Origin of the sequence: Streptomyces sp. NPDC002564 (genome assembly GCF_042889645.1) — a bacterium.
Lineage (GTDB): Bacteria > Actinomycetota > Actinomycetes > Streptomycetales > Streptomycetaceae > Streptomyces.
In genome coordinates this window covers 316,876-339,458 of record NZ_JBIARE010000004.1, presented here as the reverse complement: position 1 = coordinate 339,458, position 22,583 = coordinate 316,876, and the positions used below count along the sequence as shown (strand labels likewise).

At 71.4% G+C, this 22,583-nt stretch carries 21 protein-coding genes; 15 read left to right on the top strand and 6 right to left on the bottom strand.

Annotated features, from left to right (window positions below; all coding sequences use genetic code 11):
* Positions 1–217: 217 nt before the first annotated feature.
* On the bottom strand, positions 218–2,500 hold the full coding sequence (locus ACFYXE_RS16785) for a (Fe-S)-binding protein (protein ID WP_389313051.1): 2,283 nt from the start codon (positions 2,498–2,500) through the stop codon (positions 218–220).
* Positions 2,501–2,855: 355 nt separating this feature from the next.
* On the opposite strand from ACFYXE_RS16785, the gene dnaK reads away from it, so the two are divergent.
* From dnaK to ACFYXE_RS16760, 5 genes are all read left to right on the top strand, one after another.
* Positions 2,856–4,721 carry a molecular chaperone DnaK gene (gene dnaK, locus ACFYXE_RS16780; RefSeq protein ID WP_361176262.1) on the top strand — a complete coding sequence of 622 codons (1,866 nt, stop codon included), beginning with the start codon at positions 2,856–2,858 and terminating at the stop codon, positions 4,719–4,721.
* Positions 4,721–5,425, top strand: a complete 705-nt coding sequence (gene grpE, locus ACFYXE_RS16775) for a nucleotide exchange factor GrpE (protein ID WP_389313048.1) — start codon at positions 4,721–4,723, stop codon at positions 5,423–5,425. Before dnaK ends, grpE begins: the two co-directional genes overlap by 1 nt.
* A 33-nt stretch (positions 5,426–5,458) precedes the next feature.
* On the top strand, positions 5,459–6,652 hold the full coding sequence (gene dnaJ, locus ACFYXE_RS16770) for a molecular chaperone DnaJ (RefSeq protein WP_361176266.1): 1,194 nt from the start codon (positions 5,459–5,461) through the stop codon (positions 6,650–6,652).
* 1 nt (position 6,653) lies between these two features.
* Positions 6,654–7,103 carry a heat shock protein transcriptional repressor HspR gene (locus ACFYXE_RS16765; RefSeq protein ID WP_361176268.1) on the top strand — a complete coding sequence of 150 codons (450 nt, stop codon included), beginning with the start codon at positions 6,654–6,656 and terminating at the stop codon, positions 7,101–7,103.
* Positions 7,104–7,202: 99 nt separating this feature from the next.
* On the top strand, positions 7,203–7,709 hold the full coding sequence (locus ACFYXE_RS16760) for a hypothetical protein (protein ID WP_389313646.1): 507 nt from the start codon (positions 7,203–7,205) through the stop codon (positions 7,707–7,709).
* 10 nt (positions 7,710–7,719) lie between these two features.
* On the opposite strand, the gene ACFYXE_RS16755 is transcribed toward ACFYXE_RS16760, so the two are convergent.
* Entirely contained in the window at positions 7,720–8,607 is an 888-nt protein-coding gene (locus tag ACFYXE_RS16755; RefSeq protein WP_389313045.1) for a helix-turn-helix transcriptional regulator, read from the bottom strand.
* 200 nt (positions 8,608–8,807) lie between these two features.
* Positions 8,808–9,797 carry a helix-turn-helix transcriptional regulator gene (locus ACFYXE_RS16750; protein WP_361176272.1) on the bottom strand — a complete coding sequence of 330 codons (990 nt, stop codon included), beginning with the start codon at positions 9,795–9,797 and terminating at the stop codon, positions 8,808–8,810.
* A 130-nt stretch (positions 9,798–9,927) separates the two neighbouring features.
* On the opposite strand from ACFYXE_RS16750, the gene ACFYXE_RS16745 reads away from it, so the two are divergent.
* Both ACFYXE_RS16745 and ACFYXE_RS16740 read left to right on the top strand, forming a co-directional pair.
* Positions 9,928–10,149 (top strand): hypothetical protein, encoded by a 222-nt coding sequence (locus ACFYXE_RS16745; RefSeq protein WP_389313043.1) that lies wholly within the window; start codon positions 9,928–9,930, stop codon positions 10,147–10,149.
* Positions 10,146–10,502 (top strand): hypothetical protein, encoded by a 357-nt coding sequence (locus ACFYXE_RS16740; RefSeq protein WP_361176276.1) that lies wholly within the window; start codon positions 10,146–10,148, stop codon positions 10,500–10,502. Before ACFYXE_RS16745 ends, ACFYXE_RS16740 begins: the two co-directional genes overlap by 4 nt.
* 124 nt (positions 10,503–10,626) lie before the next feature.
* Here the strand turns inward: ACFYXE_RS16740 and ACFYXE_RS16735 are convergent, their stop codons facing one another.
* Positions 10,627–11,073 (bottom strand): pyridoxamine 5'-phosphate oxidase family protein, encoded by a 447-nt coding sequence (locus ACFYXE_RS16735; RefSeq protein ID WP_389313041.1) that lies wholly within the window; start codon positions 11,071–11,073, stop codon positions 10,627–10,629.
* Between the two features lie 131 nt (positions 11,074–11,204).
* Between ACFYXE_RS16735 and clpB the strand changes: the two genes are divergently transcribed.
* Together clpB and ACFYXE_RS16725 are read left to right on the top strand one after the other, a co-directional pair.
* On the top strand, positions 11,205–13,817 hold the full coding sequence (clpB, locus tag ACFYXE_RS16730; protein WP_389313039.1) for an ATP-dependent chaperone ClpB: 2,613 nt from the start codon (positions 11,205–11,207) through the stop codon (positions 13,815–13,817).
* 242 nt (positions 13,818–14,059) lie between these two features.
* Positions 14,060–14,605, top strand: coding sequence for a YbjN domain-containing protein (locus ACFYXE_RS16725; protein WP_361176282.1), 546 nt, complete (start codon positions 14,060–14,062; stop codon positions 14,603–14,605).
* 9 nt (positions 14,606–14,614) lie between these two features.
* Here the strand turns inward: ACFYXE_RS16725 and ACFYXE_RS16720 are convergent, their stop codons facing one another.
* Together ACFYXE_RS16720 and ACFYXE_RS16715 are read right to left on the bottom strand one after the other, a co-directional pair.
* Complete coding sequence (locus ACFYXE_RS16720) at positions 14,615–15,865, bottom strand: mannosyltransferase family protein (RefSeq protein WP_389313036.1); 1,251 nt, start codon at positions 15,863–15,865, stop codon at positions 14,615–14,617.
* Between the two features lie 63 nt (positions 15,866–15,928).
* Positions 15,929–17,119: a pyridoxal phosphate-dependent aminotransferase gene (locus tag ACFYXE_RS16715; protein ID WP_361176284.1), complete on the bottom strand. Its 1,191-nt coding sequence runs from the start codon at positions 17,117–17,119 to the stop codon at positions 15,929–15,931.
* A 138-nt stretch (positions 17,120–17,257) separates the two neighbouring features.
* Here ACFYXE_RS16715 and ACFYXE_RS16710 point away from each other — a divergent pair, with 138 nt between their 5' ends.
* From ACFYXE_RS16710 to pyrE, 6 genes are all read left to right on the top strand, one after another.
* Positions 17,258–17,557 (top strand): hypothetical protein, encoded by a 300-nt coding sequence (locus ACFYXE_RS16710; protein ID WP_389313034.1) that lies wholly within the window; start codon positions 17,258–17,260, stop codon positions 17,555–17,557.
* Between the two features lie 382 nt (positions 17,558–17,939).
* Positions 17,940–18,464: a DUF2617 family protein gene (locus ACFYXE_RS16705; protein WP_389313032.1), complete on the top strand. Its 525-nt coding sequence runs from the start codon at positions 17,940–17,942 to the stop codon at positions 18,462–18,464.
* Positions 18,465–18,525: 61 nt separating this feature from the next.
* Positions 18,526–20,094, top strand: coding sequence for a polyamine aminopropyltransferase (locus tag ACFYXE_RS16700; RefSeq protein WP_389313030.1), 1,569 nt, complete (start codon positions 18,526–18,528; stop codon positions 20,092–20,094).
* A gap of 59 nt (positions 20,095–20,153) precedes the next feature.
* A complete protein-coding gene (locus ACFYXE_RS16695; RefSeq protein WP_389313028.1) occupies positions 20,154–21,068 on the top strand; it encodes an SRPBCC domain-containing protein in 915 nt (304 codons plus the stop codon).
* Positions 21,069–21,093: 25 nt separating this feature from the next.
* On the top strand, positions 21,094–21,882 hold the full coding sequence (locus ACFYXE_RS16690; RefSeq protein WP_389313026.1) for an aldose 1-epimerase: 789 nt from the start codon (positions 21,094–21,096) through the stop codon (positions 21,880–21,882).
* Positions 21,883–21,948: 66 nt separating this feature from the next.
* A complete protein-coding gene (pyrE, locus tag ACFYXE_RS16685) occupies positions 21,949–22,500 on the top strand; it encodes an orotate phosphoribosyltransferase (protein ID WP_361169524.1) in 552 nt (183 codons plus the stop codon).
* The last annotated feature ends 83 nt before the right edge of the window (positions 22,501–22,583 follow it).

Here is a 22,583-nt window from a genome sequence, read left to right as displayed (position 1 = left end):
ACCGCCCCATGAGACAACAACCAGCACATGATGCTCCCGTTCCGCGGAGCCGTTAAGCCCGGCGGGGTGCCGCTTTGGTCACTTGTGCATCACGGAGGTCCGTGCGTATCCCACGGAGGTCGGTTCGTACCCCACGGAGTCGGTTCGTACCCCACGGAGACGCGAAGGGCCGGTCCCGCCCGGAGGCGGGACCGGCCCTGACGGCGTCGTCGTGGCGCTACTTGACGGGCTCGGGCTCCGGCTCGTCGACGGACTCGGCGTCACCGGCCGGGTCGACCGGGGTCTTGACCGAGTCGAGCAGCAACTGCGCGACGTCCACGACCTGGAGCGACTCCTTGGCCGCGCCGTCGTTCTTCTTGCCGTTGACCGAGTCGGTGAGCATGACGAGGCAGAACGGGCACGCGGTCGACACGATGTCCGGGTCGAGGCTGAGCGCCTCGTCGACCCGCTCCGTGTTGATGCGCTTGCCGATGCGCTCCTCCATCCACATCCGCGCGCCGCCGGCGCCGCAGCAGAAGCCGCGCTCCTTGTGGCGGTGCATCTCCTGCTGGCGCAGGCCCGGGACCTTGTCCATGATCTCGCGCGGGGGCGTGTAGATCTTGTTGTGCCGGCCCAGGTAGCAGGGGTCGTGGTAGGTGATCAGGCCCTCGACCGGGGTCACCGGGATCAGCTTGCCCTCGTCGACGAGGTGCTGGAGCAGCTGGGTGTGGTGGATGACCTCGTAGTCGCCGCCGAGCTGCGGGTACTCGTTGCCCAGGGTGTTGAGGCAGTGCGGGCAGGTCGCGACGATCTTCTTGGCCGTCCTCGGTTTGGCCGACTCGGGCGTGACCTTGCCGTCGTCGTCGAGGTCCTCGCCGAACGCCGTGTTCAGCGCCATGACGTTCTCCTGGCCGAGCTGCTGGAACAGCGGCTCGTTGCCGAGGCGGCGGGCCGAGTCACCGGTGCACTTCTCGTCGCCGCCCATGATCGCGAACTTGACGCCCGCCATGTGCAGCAGCTCCGCGAAGGCCTTGGTGGTCTTCTTGGCCCGGTCCTCCAGGGCGCCGGCGCAGCCGACCCAGTAGAGGTACTCGACCTCGGTGAGGTCCTCGATGTCCTTGCCGACGACCGGCACCTCGAAGTCGACTTCCTTCGTCCACTCCAGGCGCTGCTTCTTGGCCAGGCCCCAGGGGTTGCCCTTCTTCTCCAGGTTCTTGAGCATCGTGCCCGCCTCGGACGGGAACGCGGACTCGATCATCACCTGGTAGCGGCGCATGTCGACGATGTGGTCGATGTGCTCGATGTCGACCGGGCACTGCTCGACGCAGGCGCCGCAGGAGGTGCAGGACCACAGCACGTCCGGGTCGATGACGCCGTTCTCCTCGGCGGTGCCGATGAGGGGCCGCTCGGCCTCGGCGAGGGCGGCGGCGGGCACGTCCGCGAGCTGTTCGGGCGTGGCCTTCTCGTTGCCCTCCATGTCCTTGCCGCCGCCCGCGAGCAGGTACGGGGCCTTGGCGTGCGCGTGGTCGCGCAGCGACATGATCAGGAGCTTGGGGGAGAGCGGCTTGCCGGTGTTCCAGGCGGGGCACTGCGACTGGCAGCGGCCGCACTCGGTGCAGGTGGAGAAGTCGAGCAGGCCCTTCCAGCTGAACTGCTCGACCTGGGAGACGCCGAAGACCGCGTCCTCGGCCGGGTCCTCCCAGTCGATCGGCTCGCCGCCGGAGGTCATCGGCTGCAGCTCGCCCAGCGTCGTGCCGCCGTTCGCCTCGCGCTTGAACCAGATGTTCGGGAAGGCGAGGAAGCGGTGCCAGGCGACGCCCATGTTGGTGTTGAGGCCGACGACGATCATCCAGATGAACGAGGTGGCGATCTTCAGGCCCGCGAAGAAGTACGTGAGGTTCTGCAGGGTGGACAGGTCCATCCCGCCGAACCAGGACACGAACGGGTACGAGATGAAGAACGAGGCCTCGTAGCCGTCGACGTGGTGCTGGGCGCCCTCCAGGGCGTGCAGCGTGAAGATGCAGACGCCGACGATGAGGATGACGGTCTCGACGAAGTACGCCTGGCCGGTCTTGGAGCCCGCGAAGCGGGACTTGCGGCCCGGCTTGTCGGGGCGGTTCAGCTGGCGGATGACGATCAGCGTGAGGATGCCGACCACCGTCATCGTGCCGATGAACTCGACGAAGACGTTGTACGGCGCCCAGTCGCCGATGACCGGCAGGATCCAGTCGGCCTGGAAGAGCTGGCCGATGGCGTTGACGATCGTCAGCAGCAGGGTGAAGAAGCCCACCGCCACGAACCAGTGCGCGAAGCCGACGATGCCCCACCGGTTCATGCGCGTGTGGCCGAGGAACTCCTTGGCCACGGTGAGGGTGCGCTGGACGGGGTTGTCGGTCCTGAGGCCGGCGGGGACGGGCTGGCCGAGCCGCACGAACTGGTAGATCTGGAGGATGGCACGGCCGAACAGCGCGACGCCGACCGCGATTAGGACCAGCGACACGATGATCGCGGCGAGTTGCATTTGGGGGCTCCTCGGGCCTGCGAGGCGGACTTCGTAGCGACGGCTGAGACGGGCTACGAGTGATTACTAAGCGGTAACTTATGCAGTCCGTCTGAGACTACCCACTTACCCCGCCGCACTGTAGCCAGCACGGCGGTGATCTGCGTCGCTCAGGCAACCCTTGCCCGTGTTGCGCCTCCCGCGAGGGGTAGGGGGGCGGGGCCGCCGTGCGGCATGAACCCCGGCGCATGCCCATACCTGCGCGTAAGGGCCGGATAAGAGTTGAGTCCCCTCGACTCAGCTCTGTTGACTCCGGCGGGGCGACCGTGCATCCTTGAGTCAGATCCACTCAAGATGTACCTCTGGAGGAATCGAAATGGCACGTGCGGTCGGCATCGACCTGGGCACGACTAACTCCGTCGTCAGCGTTCTCGAAGGCGGCGAGCCCACCGTCATCACCAACGCCGAAGGCGCCAGGACCACGCCGTCCGTCGTCGCCTTCGCGAAGAACGGCGAGGTGCTCGTCGGCGAGGTCGCCAAGCGCCAGGCGGTCACCAACGTCGACAGGACCATCCGGTCGGTCAAGCGCCACATGGGCACCGACTGGAAGGTGGACATCGACGACAAGGGGTTCAACCCCCAGCAGATCTCCGCGTTCATCCTGCAGAAGCTGAAGCGCGACGCCGAGTCGTACCTGGGCGAGAAGGTGGCCGACGCGGTCATCACCGTCCCCGCGTACTTCAACGACTCCGAGCGCCAGGCCACCAAGGAGGCCGGCGAGATCGCGGGCCTGAACGTCCTGCGCATCGTCAACGAGCCCACCGCCGCCGCCCTGGCGTACGGCCTCGACAAGGACGACCAGACGATCCTCGTCTTCGACCTCGGTGGCGGCACCTTCGACGTGTCCCTCCTGGAGATCGGCGACGGCGTCGTCGAGGTGAAGGCCACGAACGGCGACAACCACCTCGGTGGTGACGACTGGGACCAGCGCGTCGTCGACTACCTGGTCAAGCAGTTCAACAACGGCCACGGCGTGGACCTCGCCAAGGACAAGATGGCGCTCCAGCGCCTGCGCGAGGCGGCCGAGAAGGCCAAGATCGAGCTCTCCTCCTCCACGGAGACCACGATCAACCTGCCCTACATCACGGCGTCCGCCGAGGGCCCGCTGCACCTGGACGAGAAGCTCACGCGCGCCCAGTTCCAGCAGCTCACGTCCGACCTCCTGGAGCGCTGCAAGACGCCGTTCCACAACGTCATCAAGGACGCGGGCATCCAGCTCTCCGAGATCGACCACGTCGTCCTCGTCGGCGGCTCCACCCGCATGCCCGCCGTCGCGGAGCTCGTCAAGGAGCTGACCGGCGGCCAGGACGCCAACAAGGGCGTGAACCCGGACGAGGTCGTCGCCATCGGCGCCGCCCTCCAGGCCGGTGTCCTCAAGGGCGAGGTCAAGGACGTCCTGCTCCTCGACGTCACCCCGCTCTCCCTCGGCATCGAGACCAAGGGAGGGATCATGACCAAGCTCATCGAGCGCAACACCACGATCCCGACCAAGCGCTCGGAGATCTTCACGACGGCCGAGGACAACCAGCCGTCCGTGCAGATCCAGGTCTACCAGGGCGAGCGCGAGATCGCGGCGTACAACAAGAAGCTCGGGATGTTCGAGCTCACGGGCCTGCCGCCGGCCCCGCGCGGTGTCCCGCAGATCGAGGTCGCCTTCGACATCGACGCCAACGGCATCATGCACGTGACCGCGAAGGACCTGGGCACGGGCAAGGAGCAGAAGATGACCGTCACCGGCGGCTCCTCGCTGCCGAAGGACGAGGTCAACCGCATGCGCGAGGAGGCCGAGAAGTACGCGGACGAGGACCACGCCCGCCGCGAGGCCGCCGAGTCGCGCAACCAGGGCGAGCAGCTCGTCTACCAGACCGAGAAGTTCCTCAAGGACAACGAGGACAAGGTCCCGGGCGACGTGAAGACCGAGGTCGAGGAAGCCGTCACCGAGCTGAAGGAAAAGCTCAAGGGCGAGGACACGGCCGAGATCCGCACCGCCACCGAGAAGGTCGCCGCCGTCTCGCAGAAGCTGGGCCAGGCCATGTACGCCGACGCCCAGGGCGCGCAGGCCGCGGGCGGTCCCGAGGGCGCGGCCCCGGGTGCCGAGCAGCCCAAGGCCGACGACGACGTCGTGGACGCCGAGATCGTCGACGACGAGAAGCCCGGTGACGCGAAGGGCGGCGCCGCCTGATGACCGAGGAGACCCCGGGCTTCGGCGAGAACGCCGAGAAGCCTGACGTCCCCTCCGGCGCCACCCCTGATGACGCGGCGCCGAAGGCCGCCGAGCCCTCCACCGAGGAGGGCCCGGCGGCCCCGGCCGGGGACGCAAGCAGCAAGACGTCCGCGCAGGACGTGGGCCTGACCGCCCAGCTGGACCAGGTGCGCACCGCGCTCAACGAGCGCACCGGGGACCTGCAGCGGCTGCAGGCCGAGTACCAGAACTACCGCCGTCGGGTGGAGCGGGACAAGGTGACGGTGAAGGAGATCGCCTCGGCGAACCTCCTCTCCGAGCTCCTTCCCACCCTCGACGACATCGGCCGCGCGCGCGAGCACGGCGAGCTGGTGGGCGGCTTCAAGTCGGTGGCCGAGTCCCTGGAGACCGTCGTCGCCAAGCTGGGGCTGCAGCAGTTCGGCAAGGAGGGCGAGCCCTTCGACCCGACGATCCACGAGGCCCTGATGCACAGCTACGCACCGGACGTCACCGAGACGACGTGCGTCGCGATCCTGCAGCCGGGGTATCGCATCGGCGAGCGCACCATCCGCCCCGCGCGGGTGGCCGTCGCCGAGCCCCAGCCGGGCGCGCAGACCGTCAAGGGCGAGGCACCCGAGGGTGCCGAGGCCACGGCGGACGCGGCCGACGAGAAGAAGGAGACCGGTGGCCCGGACGAGGGCTGACGGTCACGACATGAGTGAGGAGGGACGTCGGGGATGAGCACCAAGGACTTCATCGAGAAGGACTACTACAAGGTCCTCGGCGTCCCCAAGGACGCCACCGAGGCCGAGATCAAGAAGGCGTACCGGAAGCTCGCCCGCGAGAACCACCCGGACGCCAACAAGGGCAATCCCAAGGCGGAGGAGCGTTTCAAGGAGGTCTCCGAGGCGAACGACGTCCTCGGTGACCCCAAGAAGCGCAAGGAGTACGACGAAGCACGTGCTCTCTTCGGCAACGGCGGATTCCGCCAGGGCCCCGGAGGCGGCGGCGGTTCGTTCAACTTCGACCTGGGCGACCTCTTCGGAGGCACCGCCCAGGGCGGCGGGGGAGCGGCCGGCGGCGGCTTCGGGGGCGGTCTCGGTGACGTCTTCGGGGGCCTGTTCAACCGCGGCGGCGCGGGTGCCCCGGGCGGCACCCGGACGCAGCCGCGGCGCGGCCAGGACATCGAGTCCGAGGTCACGCTGAGCTTCACGGAGGCGGTCGACGGCGCGACGGTGCCGCTGCGCATGTCCTCCCAGGCGGCCTGCAAGGCCTGTTCCGGCACCGGCGACAAGAACGGCACGCCGCGCGTGTGCCCGACCTGCGTCGGCACCGGGCAGGTCTCGCGGGGCGGCGGCGGGGGGTTCTCCCTCACCGATCCGTGCATGGACTGCAAGGGCCGGGGCCTCATCGCCCAGGACCCGTGCGAGGTCTGCGGCGGCAGCGGCCGCGCCAAGTCGTCCCGGACGATGCAGGTGCGGATCCCGGCCGGTGTGTCGGACGGGCAGCGCATCCGCCTGCGCGGCAAGGGCGCGCCCGGCGAGCGCGGCGGCCCGGCCGGCGACCTCTACGTGGTCGTGCACGTCGACGCCCACCCGGTCTTCGGCCGCAAGGGCGACAACCTGACGGTCACGGTGCCGGTGACGTACCCCGAGGCGGCCCTGGGCGGCGAGGTCAAGGTGCCCACCCTGGGCGGCCCGCCGGTCACCCTGAAGCTGCCCGCCGGCACGCCGAACGGCCGTACGATGCGGGCCCGCGGCAAGGGAGCGGTCCGCAAGGACGGCACCCGGGGCGACCTGCTGGTGACGGTGGAGGTGTCGGTCCCGACATCGCTGTCCGACGCCGCGAAGGAAGCGCTGGAGTCCTACCGCGAGGCGACTGCGGGCGACGACCCGCGGGCAGAACTGTTCCAGGCCGCGAAGGGAGCATGAGATGGACGGCCGTCGTCGCAATCCGTATCAACTCACCGACGAGACGCCGGTGTACGTCATCTCGGTGGCCGCCCAGCTGAGCGGCCTCCACCCCCAGACCCTGCGGCAGTACGACCGCCTGGGCCTGGTCTCCCCGGACCGCACCGCGGGCCGCGGCCGCCGCTACTCCGCCCGCGACATCGAACTGCTGCGCACCGTGCAGCAGTTGTCGCAGGAGGAGGGCATCAACCTCGCCGGCATCAAGCGCATCATCGAGCTGGAGAACCAGGTGACGGCGCTCCAGTCGCGGATCGCGGAGCTGTCCGCGGCCGTGGAGGGAGCCGCCGTCGCCATGCAGCAACGTGAAGCGGCGGTGCACGCCTCGTACCGCCGCGATCTCGTCCCCTACCAGGACGTGCAGCAGGCGGGCGCGCTGGTGGTGTGGCGGCCGAAGAGATCGACGGAGCAGTAGGTTCCGTACCCTGATACAGGGCCGGGAGGTGACCGCCTCCCGGCCCTGTATCGCTGTTTTCAGGGGAATTTTCACGGGAGTGGGGGGCCGGCCGTGGCCATGGTGGGGCTGTTCTGGATCGCCGAGGGCGATGTCTATGTGGGGGCCAAGCCGGTCGGGCTCGCGCCCGGGGTGCGCCTGACGCCGGAGGGCATCCTCGCCCTCGGCGACCGGCAGACCGGCATGTGGCCGTGGGAGGACGTGCACGCGCTGGCGATCGACGACGTGCCGGTGCGGTCGCTGAAGCGGAACGTCGGCGTGGCCGTCGACCTGGTGCTCACGGTGGGCCTCGGCGGGGGCGACGAGGCGCCGACGATGACGGTCCGGCTCACGGACGCCGAGGGCGCCGAGACGGAGCTGACGGCGTACACGGCGGCGGCGATCGGCTACTCGCAGAAGGAGTACGACCTCTCCCGCGAGCTGCTGTCCCGCCTGACCGAGGGCGCGGGCTCGCTGCTGACCACGCTGACCGCGATGTCGGACTGGGGCCGCCGCCACGAGGGCGGTTCGCCGCGGGCGGGGGAGCGGGAGGCGCTGCTGCGGGAGTGGGCGGCGGGGGCGCCCTGACCCGGGCCCCTCACGGCTCCCGGTCGAGCAGTCCCGACTGGCCGATCAGATAGCCGAGTTGGGCGCGGCTGCTGCTGCCCAGGGTGGCGGCGAGCTTGGCGATGTGGACGCGGGCGGTTCGGATGTTCATGCCGAGCCTGTCGGCCATCTCGGCGTCGGTCAGGCCCTCCACGAGCAGACCGGCGATGGCGCGCTGGCGTGCGGTGATGCCGCCCTCGGAGGGCTGCGGGGCGGCCTGCGGCCACATGGGGGTGGCCAGCCGCCACAGCCGCCAGAAGGTGGTGGCGAAGTACTCGACGAGGGCCGGGTGGCGCAGCTCCAGGGCGATGGTGCGGTCCTTGCTCGCCGGGATGAAGGCGACGGTCCGGTCGAAGACGAAGAGCCGGTCGGTGACCTCGTCCAGGGTGCGGGCCTCGGTGTCGCCTTCGAGCTGTTCGAAGTAGGCGAGGACGGGCAGAGAATGGCGCGTTGTGTGCTGGTACAGGGTGCGCATGCGGCACCCGCGGGTGAGGATCGCCTGGTCCCGGGGGAAGACTTCGGCCAAGGTCTCCGGCGGCCGGGTGCCGCCGGGCTGGACGGCGAGGAACTCGTCCGTGACGTCGTACATCGCGCGGTCGATGGCCGAGTTGATCTGGTCGAGGCCGTCGAGGACGGTGAGGGTGGGGCCCTCGACGTCGGTGCCGAGGACGCCGCACAGGTCGTGCAGCGCGGCGGGGGCGGCGGGGCGCAGCCACTGCAGGTCGACGAGGTCGGGCCGCAGCAGACCGAGGTCCACGAGGCAGGGGACCGCGCGGGCCTCGCTGTGGTGGATCCGGCCTCCGTGCAAGGCCCGGGTGTACACGTGCAGCCCCGCTTCACAGAGTTCTTCGACGGCGTGCAGTAAGTGCTTCGTGGCCATGCGAGCCCCCTCCTGCCTGGTTGAAGCGTCGCGATTCTATGCAGGCGGTGACGGGCCGGGCCGGATGCCGTGGTGGAAGTGTCTGCTTCTGGACGGCGGCTTCCACGTGTCTTGTTCCGGGCGTCGGGTTCCGGTGCCGGATCCGCCGTGGGCGGGGCGCGGGGGACGGCCGGCGGGCGCCCGCCGGGCGGGTCCTCGTGTCAGGTCGGCCGGTCCTGGTCGAGGATGCCCGACTGCGCGATGAGGTAGCCCAGTTGCGCGCGGCTGCCGCTGCCGAGGGCGGCGGCGATCTTCGCGATGTGGGCCCGGCAGGTGCGGACGTTCATGCCGAGGCGGCGGGCGATGGCCTCGTCGACGTGGCCGTCGATGAGGAGTTTGGCTATGGAGCGCTGGACGCCGGTTATCCCGTCCGAGGTGGGGGCGTAGGGCACTTCGTCGATCAGCGGCGTGGCCTTGCTCCACTGGTGCTCGAAGACCTTGGCGAGGTACTCGACGATGCCGGGGTGGCGCAGTTCGAGGGCGACCTGGCGGTCCTCGCGGGCGGGGATGAGGGCGACCGTGCGGTCGAAGATCATGAGTCGGTCGATCAGTTCCTCGAGGGTCCTGATCTGTACGTTGCCCTTGGCCATCCGGGCCGCGTAGGCCAGCGTGCCCTGGCTGTGCCGGACGGTGTGCTGGTAGAGGGTCCGCATGGTGATGCCGCGGTCGAGCACGGTCTGCCCGCGCTGGAGCGCGACGGTGAGCGAGTCCTCGCTGCGGCCGCCGCCGGGCTGGGCGGTGAGGATCTCGAAGGTGCACTCGGCCGTGGCCCGCTCGATGGCGGCGTCGATGTGCCCGTCGTTCTCCAGGACGGTGATCGAGGGGGACGTCGGCTCGGCGCGCGCGGTGATCGCCATGAATGGCTCGAAAATGTCTGTGAGCTGTACAGCGAGTCTCCGCCGGTCCCGGATCTCCCGTTCCAGCGGGTTGAGGCGCTGGGCGAGTGCGGTGGCCGGAGAAATCGGACAGAGCCAGGCGCTGTCGTCCGGGTCCGGGTGCAGCAGACCGGATTCCAGGAGGCAGGGCGCGTTCTCGGCCTCGGGCCGGGCGAGCCGTCCGTGGGCCAGCGCGTGGGCGTACAGCCTCGACCCGTCGGCACAGAGAGGCGCCGAGGGGTGAGGATGTGTCGGTTTAGTGCCAGTTGTAAGCAAATCTCCACCCCCCAGGGTCCTGAACGTGCAGGAACATGATGCATCGACCCTGTGGCTTTGACGTGCTCAATTGAGACATCGTCTCTAGAGCCGGGGGAGAGAAATCTACCAAGTGAGGACGAAGCCGATCATGTTTAAGCGCATGCTTCGCTCGGTGCTTGTCACCACCTTCTCCGTCGGGCTGGGCCTGGGTGCGGTGACCACTCTTGATCTCTCCTGGAACAGCGAGCCGGCCGGCCGGACGGCAGTGTCCGCGCCGCGCTCGGACCTGTCCTGGCACTCGCAGGCGCAGGATCTCGCGTGGAGCACTCAGGACCTGTCCTGGGGTGTGGGAGCGGGGGGCAAGGCATGAGCACCCCTCCCGACGACCGCACCTTCCGCCGAGAAATGGCCACCGCCTACCGCTCCGGCTGGCACTTCATCGATCTGGTGACCGCGATCCCCCACCGCGGCGACTCGTTGATGGTGACCCTGCTCGGCGAGCCGATCGTCGTCACGCGTGACGACGAGGAGGAGATCCGGGCCTACCGGTGCCTGCGCAGGCCGCGCGGCGCGCCGCAGCCCGTACGCTGCGCGATCCGGTACGGGATGGTGTTCGTCAATCTCGACCGGCGCGACCACCAGGTGGTCGGGCAGCAGGAACAGCACGGACCGGACGCCCTGGGTGTCCCGGACAACATCACAGCCACCCCCCGCAGTGCCTGACGCGATTCCCCCGTCGTTGTAAATCGCGCAGGCGCTTCCCCCAGCAGCGGCGCCACCGTGGACCTGAACACGGTGGCGCCGCTGTGGTGTGCCCGGCCGCCGGTCCCGAGCGCGGCGGCGCGCCCTACGGCTTGCCCATCGCCCGCGTCAGCGTGATCTCGATGAGGACCCGGTCCGGGTTGGGCGTCGGCCTGCGCCCGTAGCGCTCCTCGAAGCGCAGCTCCGCCTCCGCGACCGCCGCCGGCTCCGTACGGATCCGCGCCCGCCCCTCCAGCGTCGCCCAGCGCCGGCCCGCGTGCTGGCACACCGCCACCCGCGCCCCGGAGCCGTCCTCGCCCGCCGCCGCGCGGATGTGCGCGACCTTCCGGCTGGTCCTGCGGGCGAGCACCCGGGCGACCCCCGCCGCCGGGTCGTACGTCACGCCCACCGGCGCCACGTGCGGGCTGCCGTCCGGGCGCAGCGTCGTCAGGGTGCAGTGGTGCCGTTCCCGCCAGAAGCTCAGATAGGGCTCGGGCGGATCCAGCGGGTCGATGCGGGGAGTGGCACGCGGTGCGGAGGGGGACTCGGTCATGGCTACGGAACATAGCCGCCCGGCCTTCCCCGGCCTTACTTGAGTGGAATAGACTCAACTTTGTGTACGCTGATGTAGTCAGTGTTAGTGGTGGGCCCCGTAAGCAGGACCCGTAAGGAGGAGAAGCGCACGTGGACGCAGAGCTGACCAACAGGAGCCGGGACGCGATCAACGCGGCCAGCAGCCGGGCCGTGCAGGACGGCCACCCCGATCTGACCCCCGCGCATCTGCTGCTCGCGCTGCTGGAGGGGCAGGACAACGAGAACATCACCGACCTGCTCGCCGCGGCCGGCGCCGACCAGGCGGCGGTGCGCGCGGACACCGAGCGGGTCCTCGCGGCGCTGCCCAGCGTGACCGGGTCCACCGTCGCGGCCCCGCAGCCCGACCGCGAGCTGCTCGCCGTCGTCGCGGACGCCGGCAAGCGGGCCAAGGAGCTGGGCGACGACTACCTGTCCACGGAGCACCTGCTCATCGGCATCGCGGCCAAGGGCGGCAAGGCCGGGGACGTACTCACCGGGCACGGAGCCGGCAGCAAGAAGCTGCTGGAGGCATTCGAGACGAGCAGGGGAGGGCGCCGGGTGACCACACCCGACCCCGAGGGTCAGTACAAGGCGCTGGAGAAGTTCGGCACCGATTTCACCGCCGCCGCCCGCGAGGGCAGGCTCGACCCGGTCATCGGGCGCGATCAGGAGATCCGCCGCGTGGTGCAGGTCCTGTCGCGGCGCACGAAGAACAACCCCGTCCTCATCGGCGAGCCCGGCGTCGGCAAGACCGCCGTCGTCGAGGGCCTGGCCCAGCGGATCGTGAAGGGGGACGTCCCCGAGTCGCTGAAGAACAAGCGCCTGGTCTCACTGGACCTCGGCGCCATGGTCGCCGGAGCGAAGTACCGCGGCGAGTTCGAGGAGCGCCTCAAGACCGTCCTCTCCGAGATCAAGGAGAGCGACGGGCAGATCATCACGTTCATCGACGAGCTGCACACCGTCGTGGGCGCCGGGGCCGGCGGCGACTCCGCCATGGACGCGGGCAACATGCTCAAGCCCATGCTCGCCCGCGGCGAGCTGCGCATGGTCGGCGCCACCACCCTCGACGAGTACCGCGAGCGGATCGAGAAGGACCCGGCCCTGGAGCGCCGCTTCCAGCAGGTGCTGGTCGCCGAGCCGTCCGTCGAGGACTCCATCGCCATCCTGCGCGGCCTCAAGGGGCGGTACGAGGCGCACCACAAGGTCCAGATCGCCGACAGCGCGCTCGTCGCCGCCGCCACGCTCTCGGACCGCTACATCACCTCACGCTTCCTGCCCGACAAGGCCATCGACCTCGTCGACGAGGCCGCGTCCCGGCTGCGCATGGAGATCGACTCCTCGCCGGTCGAGATCGACGAGCTGCAGCGCTCCGTCGACCGGCTGCGCATGGAGGAGCTCGCGCTCGACAAGGAGACCGACCCCGCGAGCAAGCAGCGCCTGGAGAAGCTGCGCCGCGACCTCGCCGACAAGGAGGAGGAGCTGCGCGGCCTCACCGCCCGCTGGGAGAAGGAGAAGCAGTCCCTCAACCGCGTCGGTGAGCTGAAGGAGAAGCTCGACGAGCTGCGCGGCCAGGCCGAACGGGCCCAGCGCGACGGCGACTTCGACACCGCATCCAAGCTGCTCTACGGAGAGATCCCGACCCTGGAGCGCGACCTGGAGGCCGCGTCCGAGGCCGAGGAGGAGGCCGTCCAGGCCAAGGACACCATGGTCAAGGAGGAGGTCGGCCCCGACGACATCGCCGACGTGGTGGGCTCCTGGACCGGCATCCCCGCGGGGCGCCTCCTGGAGGGCGAGACGCAGAAGCTGCTGCGCATGGAGGACGAGCTCGGCAAGCGGCTGATCGGCCAGGGCGAGGCGGTGCGCGCGGTGTCCGACGCGGTGCGGCGCACCCGTGCCGGGATCGCCGACCCCGACCGCCCCACCGGCTCCTTCCTCTTCCTGGGCCCGACCGGCGTGGGCAAGACCGAGCTGGCCAAGGCCCTCGCGGACTTCCTCTTCGACGACGAGCGGGCCATGGTCCGCATCGACATGAGCGAGTACGGCGAGAAGCACAGCGTCGCGCGGCTCGTCGGCGCCCCGCCCGGCTACGTCGGGTACGAGGAGGGCGGCCAGCTGACCGAGGCGGTGCGGCGCCGGCCGTACAGCGTCGTGCTCCTCGACGAGGTCGAGAAGGCGCACCCCGAGGTCTTCGACGTGCTCCTGCAGGTGCTCGACGACGGGCGGCTGACCGACGGACAGGGGCGGACGGTCGACTTCCGCAACACCATCCTGATCCTCACCTCCAACCTGGGCAGCCAGTACCTGGTGGAGCCGCTGACGGGTGAGGAGGAGAAGAAGCAGCAGGTGCTCGAGGTCGTCAGGGCCTCCTTCAAGCCGGAGTTCCTCAACCGCCTCGACGACCTCGTCGTCTTCTCGGCGCTCAGCAGGGACGAGCTGGCGCACATCGCCGAGCTGCAGATCAACCGCCTCGCCAAGCGGCTCGCCGACCGGCGGCTCACGCTGGAGGTCACGCCCGCGGCGCTGGCCTGGCTGGCGGACGAGGGCAACGACCCGGCGTACGGCGCGCGGCCGTTGCGGCGCCTGATCCAGACCTCCATCGGCGACCGTCTCGCCAAGGAGATCCTGGCGGGCGAGGTCAAGGACGGCGACGTGGTCCGCGTGGACCACGCCGGGGACGGGCTGATCGTGGGCCCGGCGGGTGCCGCGGGGGGCAAGTCGCTGTAACGGCATCCCGTCTGCCCGGGACGCACAGAGTCCGTCTGCGGGCAGTGGTCCGTCCTCGCGCAGTTCCCCGCGCCCCTCGGAGGGCGCGCAGCGCCCGTCTCAGGGGGCGGGGGACCGCGCGACCGGCCAGGGCCTGTCCGCAGTCGGCGAACGGCGGAAACCTGATAGCCGAGGGGCCGGGCTTGCCCCGGGGGGCCCACCCTGAGAGAGGATGGGCCCATCCATACGAAGGGACAAAGTACGTGAGCATCGACCCGTCCTCCATTCCGAATTTCGGGGGCCAGCCCGAACCGCAGCAGGGCGCAGGACCGGCGGGCCCCGTCGTCCCCGACCAGGATCTGGTCAAGCAGCTCCTGGACCAGATGGAGCTCAAGCACGTCGTCGACGACGAGGGTGACCTCGCGGCGCCGTGGGAGGAGTTCCGTACGTACTTCATGTTCCGCGGCGAGGACGACCAGCAGGTCTTCTCGGTGCGGACGTTCTACGACCGGCCGCACCAGATCGAGGAGAAGCAGCAGCTCCTGGAGTCGATCGACGACTGGAACCGCCGCACGCTGTGGCCCAAGGTCTACAGCCACACGCACGACGACGGCACGGTCCGCCTGATCGGCGAGGCCCAGATGCTGATCGGCACCGGTGTCTCCCTGGAGCACTTCGTGTCGTCGACGGTCAGCTGGGTGCGCGCCGCGATCGAGTTCGACCGCTGGCTCGTCGAGCAGCTCGGCCTGGAGGCCGACGTCGACTCGGCCGAGGGCGAGACCGGCGACAAGCCCGACGACGAGGCCTGAGCCCTCGTCCTACAGGGGCATGCGGGCGGTCGTCACCAGATACGTCCCGTACGCGAGCGAGAGCCCGGCCAGGGCGCACACCACCAGGTGGACGCTTCTGGACCGGGCTCTCGTCATGGCCAGGGCCGGCGGGATCAGCAGCGGGAACGCGGGCAGCAGGAAGCGCGGCTTGGACTCGAAGAAGCCGGAGCCGCCGACGGTGACGAGCACCAGGACGGCCGTGTAGGCGACCAGCGGCAGCGGTGCGCGCCCGGCGAGCAGCAGCGCGAAGAGCAGCAGGGACACCGCCACGACGACGAGGGCGATCGGGAAGACGAGCTTGTCGCCGTCGCGCAGCAGGTGCTTGACGAAGACGAGCGAGCCCGCGCCGAAGTCGAAGCGGGATCCCCAGCCGCGCTGCACCGCGAAATAACCGTGCAGCGGATCGCCCTCACGAATGCCCACATAGAGGACATAGGATGCCCATCCGAGCGGGGCGAGCGCCGCGCCCGCCGCGACTGTCCACAGGCTGTGGGCAACTTTTCGGCCGCGCTCCTCTTTGATCCGTGCGATCCGCACGATCCGTACGGCGAGCTCGTACGCCGCCGTCGCGCAGACCGCCGCGGCCACCGCGAAGCCGTTGGGCCGCGCGAGCCCGGCGAGCGCGGCCAGCGCGCCCGCCCACAGCCACCGCCCGGTCAGCACCGCGTACAACGACCAGGCGGCGAAAGCGGTGAGCAGCGGTTCGGTGTAGGCGAGCGAGAGCACCACGGAGTGCGGGAGCAGCGCCCAGAGCAGCACCAGGTAGGTGGCGGCGCGCCGCCCGTGCAGCCGCTCCCCGATCGCGTACAGGCCGCACGCGGCGGCACCGGCCGCGAGCCAGGACAGCAGCAGTCCCGCCGTGGCGTGGCCCACCGGCAGCACGGCGGCGACGGCCCGCACCAGCCCCGGGTAGAGGGGGAAGAACGCGAGGTCGCTCTGGACCACGTCGGGTCCGAAGCGCAGGGTGTGCCCGTAGCCGTGCGCGGCGATCCCCGTGTACCAGCGGGAGTCCCAGGACTGGCCGAGCAGCCGGCCGGTGTCCTGGTGGGTGAGGTGCGCGGCCAGCGCGACGCACGCCAGGCCGGTGAGGCGGGCGGCGGCGAAGAGCCCGAGGGCGACCGCGGGGCCCGCGACCGTCGCGGGCAGGCGGCCCGCACGGCGCGGGCGGGGGGTGTGCCCGCCGGGAGCCGGACCGGCCGTCGTGCCGGGGGCGGTGAGGAGGGTGCTGGACTGGCTCACATCCGCACCCTGCGCTCCCCGCGGACCGGGCGCGACCCGGGGGAGCCGTGCGGGGTAGGCCGGTCAGCCCGCCAGCGACTTGAGGCGGGTGACCGCCTCCTCCAGGACCGCCGTGCGCTTGCAGAACGCGAAGCGCACGAAGGGGGCGCCCGCGTCGCGGTGGTCGTAGAAGACGGCGTTGGGGATCGCCACGACACCGGCGCGCTCGGGGAGCGAGCGGCAGAAGGCGAAGCCGTCCGTCTCGCCGAGCGGGGTGATGTCGGTCGTCACGAAGTAGGTGCCCGCCGGGCGGTAGACGTCGAAGCCCGCCGCCGCCAGGCCGTCGGCGAGCAGGTCGCGCTTGGCGCGCAGGTCCGCGCGGAAGCCGTCGAAGTAGGCGGCGGGCAGGGCGAGCGCCTCGGCGACCGCGTACTGGAAGGGCCCCGAGGAGACATAGGTGAGGAACTGCTTGGCCGAGCGGACCGCCGTGACCAGCTCGGGCGAGGCCGTCACCCAGCCGACCTTCCAGCCGGTGAACGAGAACGTCTTGCCCGCCGAGCCGATGGTGACCGTGCGCTCGCGCATGCCGGGGAAGGAGGCGAGCGGGATGTGCTCGGCGTCGTCGAACACCAGGTGCTCGTACACCTCGTCGGTGACGACCAGCAGGTCGCGCTCGACCGCGAGCTTCGCGATCTCGGCGAGCTCGGCGCGGGTGAGGACCGTGCCGGTCGGGTTGTGCGGGGTGTTGAGCAGCAGCAGCCGGGTGCGGTCGGTGACCGCGTCGCGCAGCTCGTCCAGGTCGAGGACGAAGCGCCCGTCGCGGGGGCGCAGGGTGACCGGTACGCGGGTGCCGCCGGCCAGCGCGATCGAGGCGGCGTACGAGTCGTAGTAGGGCTCCAGCGCGACGACCTCGTCGCCGGGCTCGACGAGGGCGAGCAGCGACGCCGCGATCGCCTCGGTCGCGCCGGCGGTGACCAGGACCTCGCGGTCGGGGTCGTACGCGAGGGCGTAGCGGTCCTGCTGGTGCGCGGCGATCGCCGTGCGCAGCTCGGGGACGCCGGGGCCCGGCGGGTACTGGTTGCCGCGCCCGTCGCGCAGCGCCCGCACCGCGGCCTCCCGCACGGCCTCGGGGCCGTCGGTGTCGGGGAAGCCCTGGCCGAGGTTGATCGCGCCCGTGGACACCGCGAGTGCGGACATCTCGGCGAAAATCGTCGTGCCGAACTCGGCGAGGCGGCGGTTGAGCAGCGGGCGCTCGCGCCCGGAGGAGGACGTCATGGCCGCCATCCTGCGCCGAACCTCTGGAGTTCCTCAACTCTGCTTTGCGCCGCGGCGGGCGGGGGCATCCCCCTGGCACGCGAGAAGCACGGCCCACGGGGGACCTTGCTGCGGGGGAACGGAAGGAGTGTGAGGGCCATGATCCTGGCTTTCGTCTTCGTTGCGGTGCTGGTGTTCGCCGTGGCCGCGGGGTTCGGTGTCCGCGGCAGCAAGCGGCGCAAGCCCCGCAGGCCGTGGAGCTCGGGCGGCGCGTCCGGTACGACGGCGGGCGGCGGCAGCTGGTGGGCGGGCGGCGGCGACAGCGGCGGCCACCACGGGGGCGGCCATCACGGCGGGCACTCCTGCGGCGGGGGTCACTCGTGCGGGGGCGGTTCGTCCTGCGGCGGCGGTGGGTCCTCGTGCGGGGGCGGCGGGGGTGGATGCGGCGGAGGCAGCTGACACGGGGCAGCTGGTCCACCGATTCCATGGAGCGCCCGGGGGCGGACAATTCCCGCCGGGCGCTTCGTCGTTGTGCGGGGGAGCGCGGCGGGGGTGCGCTCCGGTGCGTGCTGTCGTTGCCGTACTGAACAGTTGAACTGTGCAGCCCTCATGGGGATGGAAACCCTACGAAGTTGGGTAAAAACGCTGTGGCAGTGTCGCCGACCATGATTCCCTCTTAACCGTCAGCACCGCCCTCGGACGTCAGGCACAGGTTTCGCGGACCGAAGTCCGGACACCCGTCCCCCGACGTTCTCGTGGGCACGAGCCGGCATTCCGACCTCCCGGTGTCCGAACCGGGTGCGCCGGCCCCACCTCCATTGCGTGTTAGCGGAGCCGACCCATGCTCACGACCCTGAAGACTGTCTATACCGACACGCGCGCCGCGGACCTCGCCTGGGCCCTGGGGCGCGAGCCGCTGCCCGCCCTGGCCACCCTCGACGTGGAACTGACGGGCGCGAAGATGCAGTTGAGACTGCTCGGGGCATCGCACCAGGTGCTCGTGGAGGAGGACCAGGGCGGCTGTTCCGAGACGGTGGCCTGCATCCCCGGCAGCAGTACCCCCCTCCCCCTCGGCGTCTCCAAGCGCCTCGGCGAATGGGAGTACGAATTCGCCGCGCGCGTCGAGACCCTGTCGCGCGGTCAGTTCGCCGGGCGCGCCCAGGAGTTGCTCGCCCTGGTGGCCGAACACCCGCACGGCCTCGCGGGCGTGTTCCCCGGCAGCCCGCACGCCTTCACCGCCCTGCTCGCGCAGCGCCACGAAGGGGCGTTGATGTGGCGCACGTGGCACGCGTATCCGCAGGACGGCCAGTTGGTGGCCACCCGGACGCGGGTAGGGGCGCGGATGCCCCTGCCCGCGGCGCTGTGAGGGGGGAGTTGCACCCATGTGGGGGACCCGGTGTGAGCGCGCCGTGACGTAGCGTGCCAGGGTGATCGAGTCGTCGGTGCCCTTGCCGGTCTCGCCCCGGACAGGACGCTTCTTCGTCCTCGCAGGGGTGTTCGTCTGCGCTGCCTGCGGCCTCGTGTACGAACTCGAACTGGTCGCCCTGGCCTCGTACCTGATCGGTGACTCCGTCACCCAGGCCTCCGTCGTGCTCTCGGTGATGGTCTTCGCCATGGGCATCGGCTCGCTGCTCGCCAAGCGGCTGCGCTGCCGGGCCTCGGTCTGGTTCGGCCTGGTCGAGGCGGCGCTCGCGCTGGTCGGCGGGTGCAGCGCCATGGCGTTGTACGCGGCGTTCGCGTGGACCGGCGACCGGGGCGAGGTGTGGGCGGGCGGGTCGAGATCGCTGCTCGTGGCGTTCTCCCTGGCCATCGGCATCCTCATCGGCGCCGAGGTGCCGCTCCTGATGGTGCTCATCCAGCGCATCCGGCGCCAGGACGCCAGCGGCGCCGTCGCCGACCTCTTCGCCGCCGACTACGTGGGCGCCCTGGTCGGCGGCCTCGCCTTCCCCTTCCTGCTGCTCCCGCTGTTCGGCCAGCTCACCGGCGCCCTGTTCACCGGTTCGGTCAACGCCCTCGCGGGCGGTGCGCTCGTGTTCGGCCTGTTCGGGCGGGACCTGAGCGTGCGCGGCCGCTGGGTGCTCCTGACGGCCAACGTCGTCGTGCTCTCCCTGCTCGCCTCCGCCGCCGTGCTCGTCGACGACTTCGAGCGGGCCGCCCGGCGCGCGGTGTACGGCGGGGACGTCCGGGTCGCCGTGCAGACCGACGTCCAGGAGGTCGTCCTCACCGGCGGCAAGGAGGGCTCCCTCGACCTCTTCCTCGACGGCCGCCTGCGCATCAGCGGCCGCGACGAGAAGCGCTACCACCAGGGCCTGGTGACCCCCGCCCTGCGCGGCCCGCACGCGCGCGTGCTCATCCTCGGCGGCGGCGACGGCCTCGCGGCCCGCGAGGTGCTGCGCCACCCCGGGGTGCGCCGCGTCGACGTCGTCGAGCTGGACGCGGGCGTCGTCGACCTCGCCCGGCACGACCCGGCCCTGAGCGAACTGAACGACCACGTCTACCGCGACCCGCGGGTGCGCGTGGTGAACGCCGACGCGTTCCGCTGGCTGCGCTCGGCCCGCGCGCGCTACGACGTGGTGATCTCCGACCTGCCCGACCCCGGCATCACCGCCAGCACGAAGCTCTACTCCCAGGAGTTCTACGGCCTCGCCACCCGGGTCCTCGCCGACGGCGGCAGGCTCGCCGTGCACGCGGGCCCGCTGGCCGGCCGGGCGCGGATCTTCTGGACCGTCGAGGCGACGCTGCGCGCGGCGGGCCTGCAGACCGTGCCCTACCGCGTGGGCGGTCGCAGCGCCGGGTTCGCCGCCGGGCCCGACCGCACGGCGCAGGGCGCGCGGGCGCCCCGCGACTGGGGGTTCGTGCTGGCCTCGCGGAGCACCCCCGTCCTGCTGCGCGCGGCCGGTTCGGAGCTGGTGCGCGCCGGGGCCGGGGCGGCCGAGCGGACCCGCAGGACCGGCCTGGAGCCCTCCACCCTGGTGCACCCCCGTTACGCGAACTGACGTACACGGTCCGACGAACTGTCGTACAAGTGGCGGCCGCGTGGGTAGGCTCGGCTGCCATGGAGCATGAGGTGTTCGTTCCGGTCTCGGCAGAGCGGCTCCGGGAGGTCCTGGCAGACCCCGAGCGGGTGGCCGGGGCGGTCCCGGGGCTCCAGCGCGACGCGGAGGAGGGCGCGGGGCCGCTCTCCGGGCGCCTGAAGGTGCGCGTCGCCGGGCACACCATCACGTATCGCGGGTCGGGGCGCGCCGACGCCCGCGACGACGGGACGTACGCCGTCGAGGCCGAGGGCGCCGAGGTGCGCGGCTCCGGAGCGGTGCAGGTCTCGCTGACCGTGCGGCTGGTGCCGGCCGCCGACGGCACGACGCTCGCCTTCGCCGGGAGCGCCGCCGCGGACGGGCGGATCACGGAAAGTTCTCCACAGGCTGTGGAATCCGCGGCGCGCAAGCTGCTGGAACGGTTCGCCGAGGGCCTCGCCGCGGGCGCGCCCCCGGACACCGCCCCCGATGCGGAGGACGAACCGGAGGACGCACCGGACGACGCACCGGACGACGCACCGGAGCCCGGACCGGCAGCCGCCGCCCCCGCCCCCACCGTGTTCGAGACCGAGGTCCCGCCGCCCTCCCTCGCCCGGCTGAACGACGACCTGGACGCGGCGGACGAGCCCGACGACCCCGCCGACGACCTCGACGACGACGAGGTGCTGGAGGCCCTGGACGCCCTGGACGACCTCGATGCCGCGGACGACGTCGAGAGCATCGACGTACCGCCCGCCGAGGCCGCCCACGCGCGCCGCACCATGATCGGCCGCAGCGCCGAGGAGGTCGACCACGCCCCGCCGCGCGGCCGGTACGCCCCGGCGCCCGCCCCCGAGTCCCTCACCGGCCGCGCCACGCTGCGCTGGGCGGCGCCCGCCGCCGCCGTCGCGCTGGCCTCGGCGATCGTCGTCGGCCGGGCCCTGCGCCGCCGCCGCTGAGCACCCACGCCGTAGGGTCGGCCCCGTGAGTACCGACAACGTGACCCTCACCGCGGGCGACGCGGAAGTGACCGTGCAGCCGGGCAACGGCTGCCGCATCGGAAGTCTGCGCATCGGCGGCGTCGAGCTGCTCCGGCAGGGGCAGAAGTACGGCTGCTTCCCGATGGTGCCGTGGTGCGGCCGGATCCGCGACGGGCGGTTCCGGGACGGCGCCGCCGTCCACCAGATGCCGCTGAACTCCCCGCCGCACGCCATCCACGGCTTCGCCCGCGACGCCGAGTGGCGCACCGCGCGCACCTCGCCGGCCGAGGCCGTGTTCACGTACGACCTGACCGACCCCTGGCCCCACCCCGGCCGGGTCACCCAGATCGTGGAGCTGACCGAGGACGCTCTGACGCTGCGCCTGGGCGTCGAGACGTACGGCGACTCCTTCCCCGCGCAGGCCGGCTGGCACCCGTGGTTCAACCGGAACCTCGGCGACCAGGACGTGCGGGTCGACTTCAGCCCCGCCTGGCAGGAGGAGCGCGGCGACGACCACCTGCCCACCGGCCGCCGCGTCGCCCCCGCGCCCGGCCCCTGGGACGACTGCTTCGGCATGCCCGACGGCGTCGACGTGACGCTGACCTGGCCCGGCCAGGTCGAGGTGCGGGTGGCGAGCCGCGAGCAGTGGGTCGTCGTCTACGACGAGCAGAAGGCCGCGGTGTGCGTCGAGCCGCAGACCGGACCGCCGGACGGGCTCAACACCGACCCGCGTCTGGTCACCCCCATCGAGCCCCTGGAGACCGCGACGACCTGGACCTGGCGCCGGCTCTGAGGGGCCCGCGGGGGCGGTCCCGTGCGGTGCGTCAACCGGCCGTGCGGCGGCTTTAAGCTCTTAGGCATGACTGACGTACGCGGCGAGCTGCTGCAGCAGATCAAGGACAAGGCCGTCGTGCACGGCAAGGTGACGCTCTCCTCCGGCCTGGAGGCCGACTACTACATCGACCTCCGCCGGGTCACCCTCGACGGCGCGGCCGCCCCGCTGGTCGGCCAGGTCCTGCTCGACCTGACGAAGGACCTCGACTTCGACGCCGTGGGCGGTCTGACCATGGGCGCCGACCCCGTCGCGGGCGCGATGCTGCACGCCTCCGCCGCGCGCGGCCGGCACCTGGACGCCTTCGTGGTCCGCAAGGCCGCCAAGGCGCACGGCATGCAGCGCCGCGTCGAGGGCCCGGACATCAAGGGCCGCCGCGTCCTGGTCGTCGAGGACACCTCCACCACCGGCGGCTCGCCGCTGACCGCCGTCGAGGCGGTCCGCGAGGCGGGCGCCGAGGTCGTCGGCGTCGCCACGATCGTGGACCGCGCGACCGGCGCCGGCGAGAAGATCACCGAGGGCGCGGGCGTGCCCTACCTCTTCGCGTACTCGAAGGACGATCTCGGACTGGCCGACTGAGGACCCGGGGACTTCCCGGGCGGGCCCTAAGTCCCGCGGGTCCCGCCGCACTGCGGCCGGAGCCGTCCGCCGGATCTGGAAAG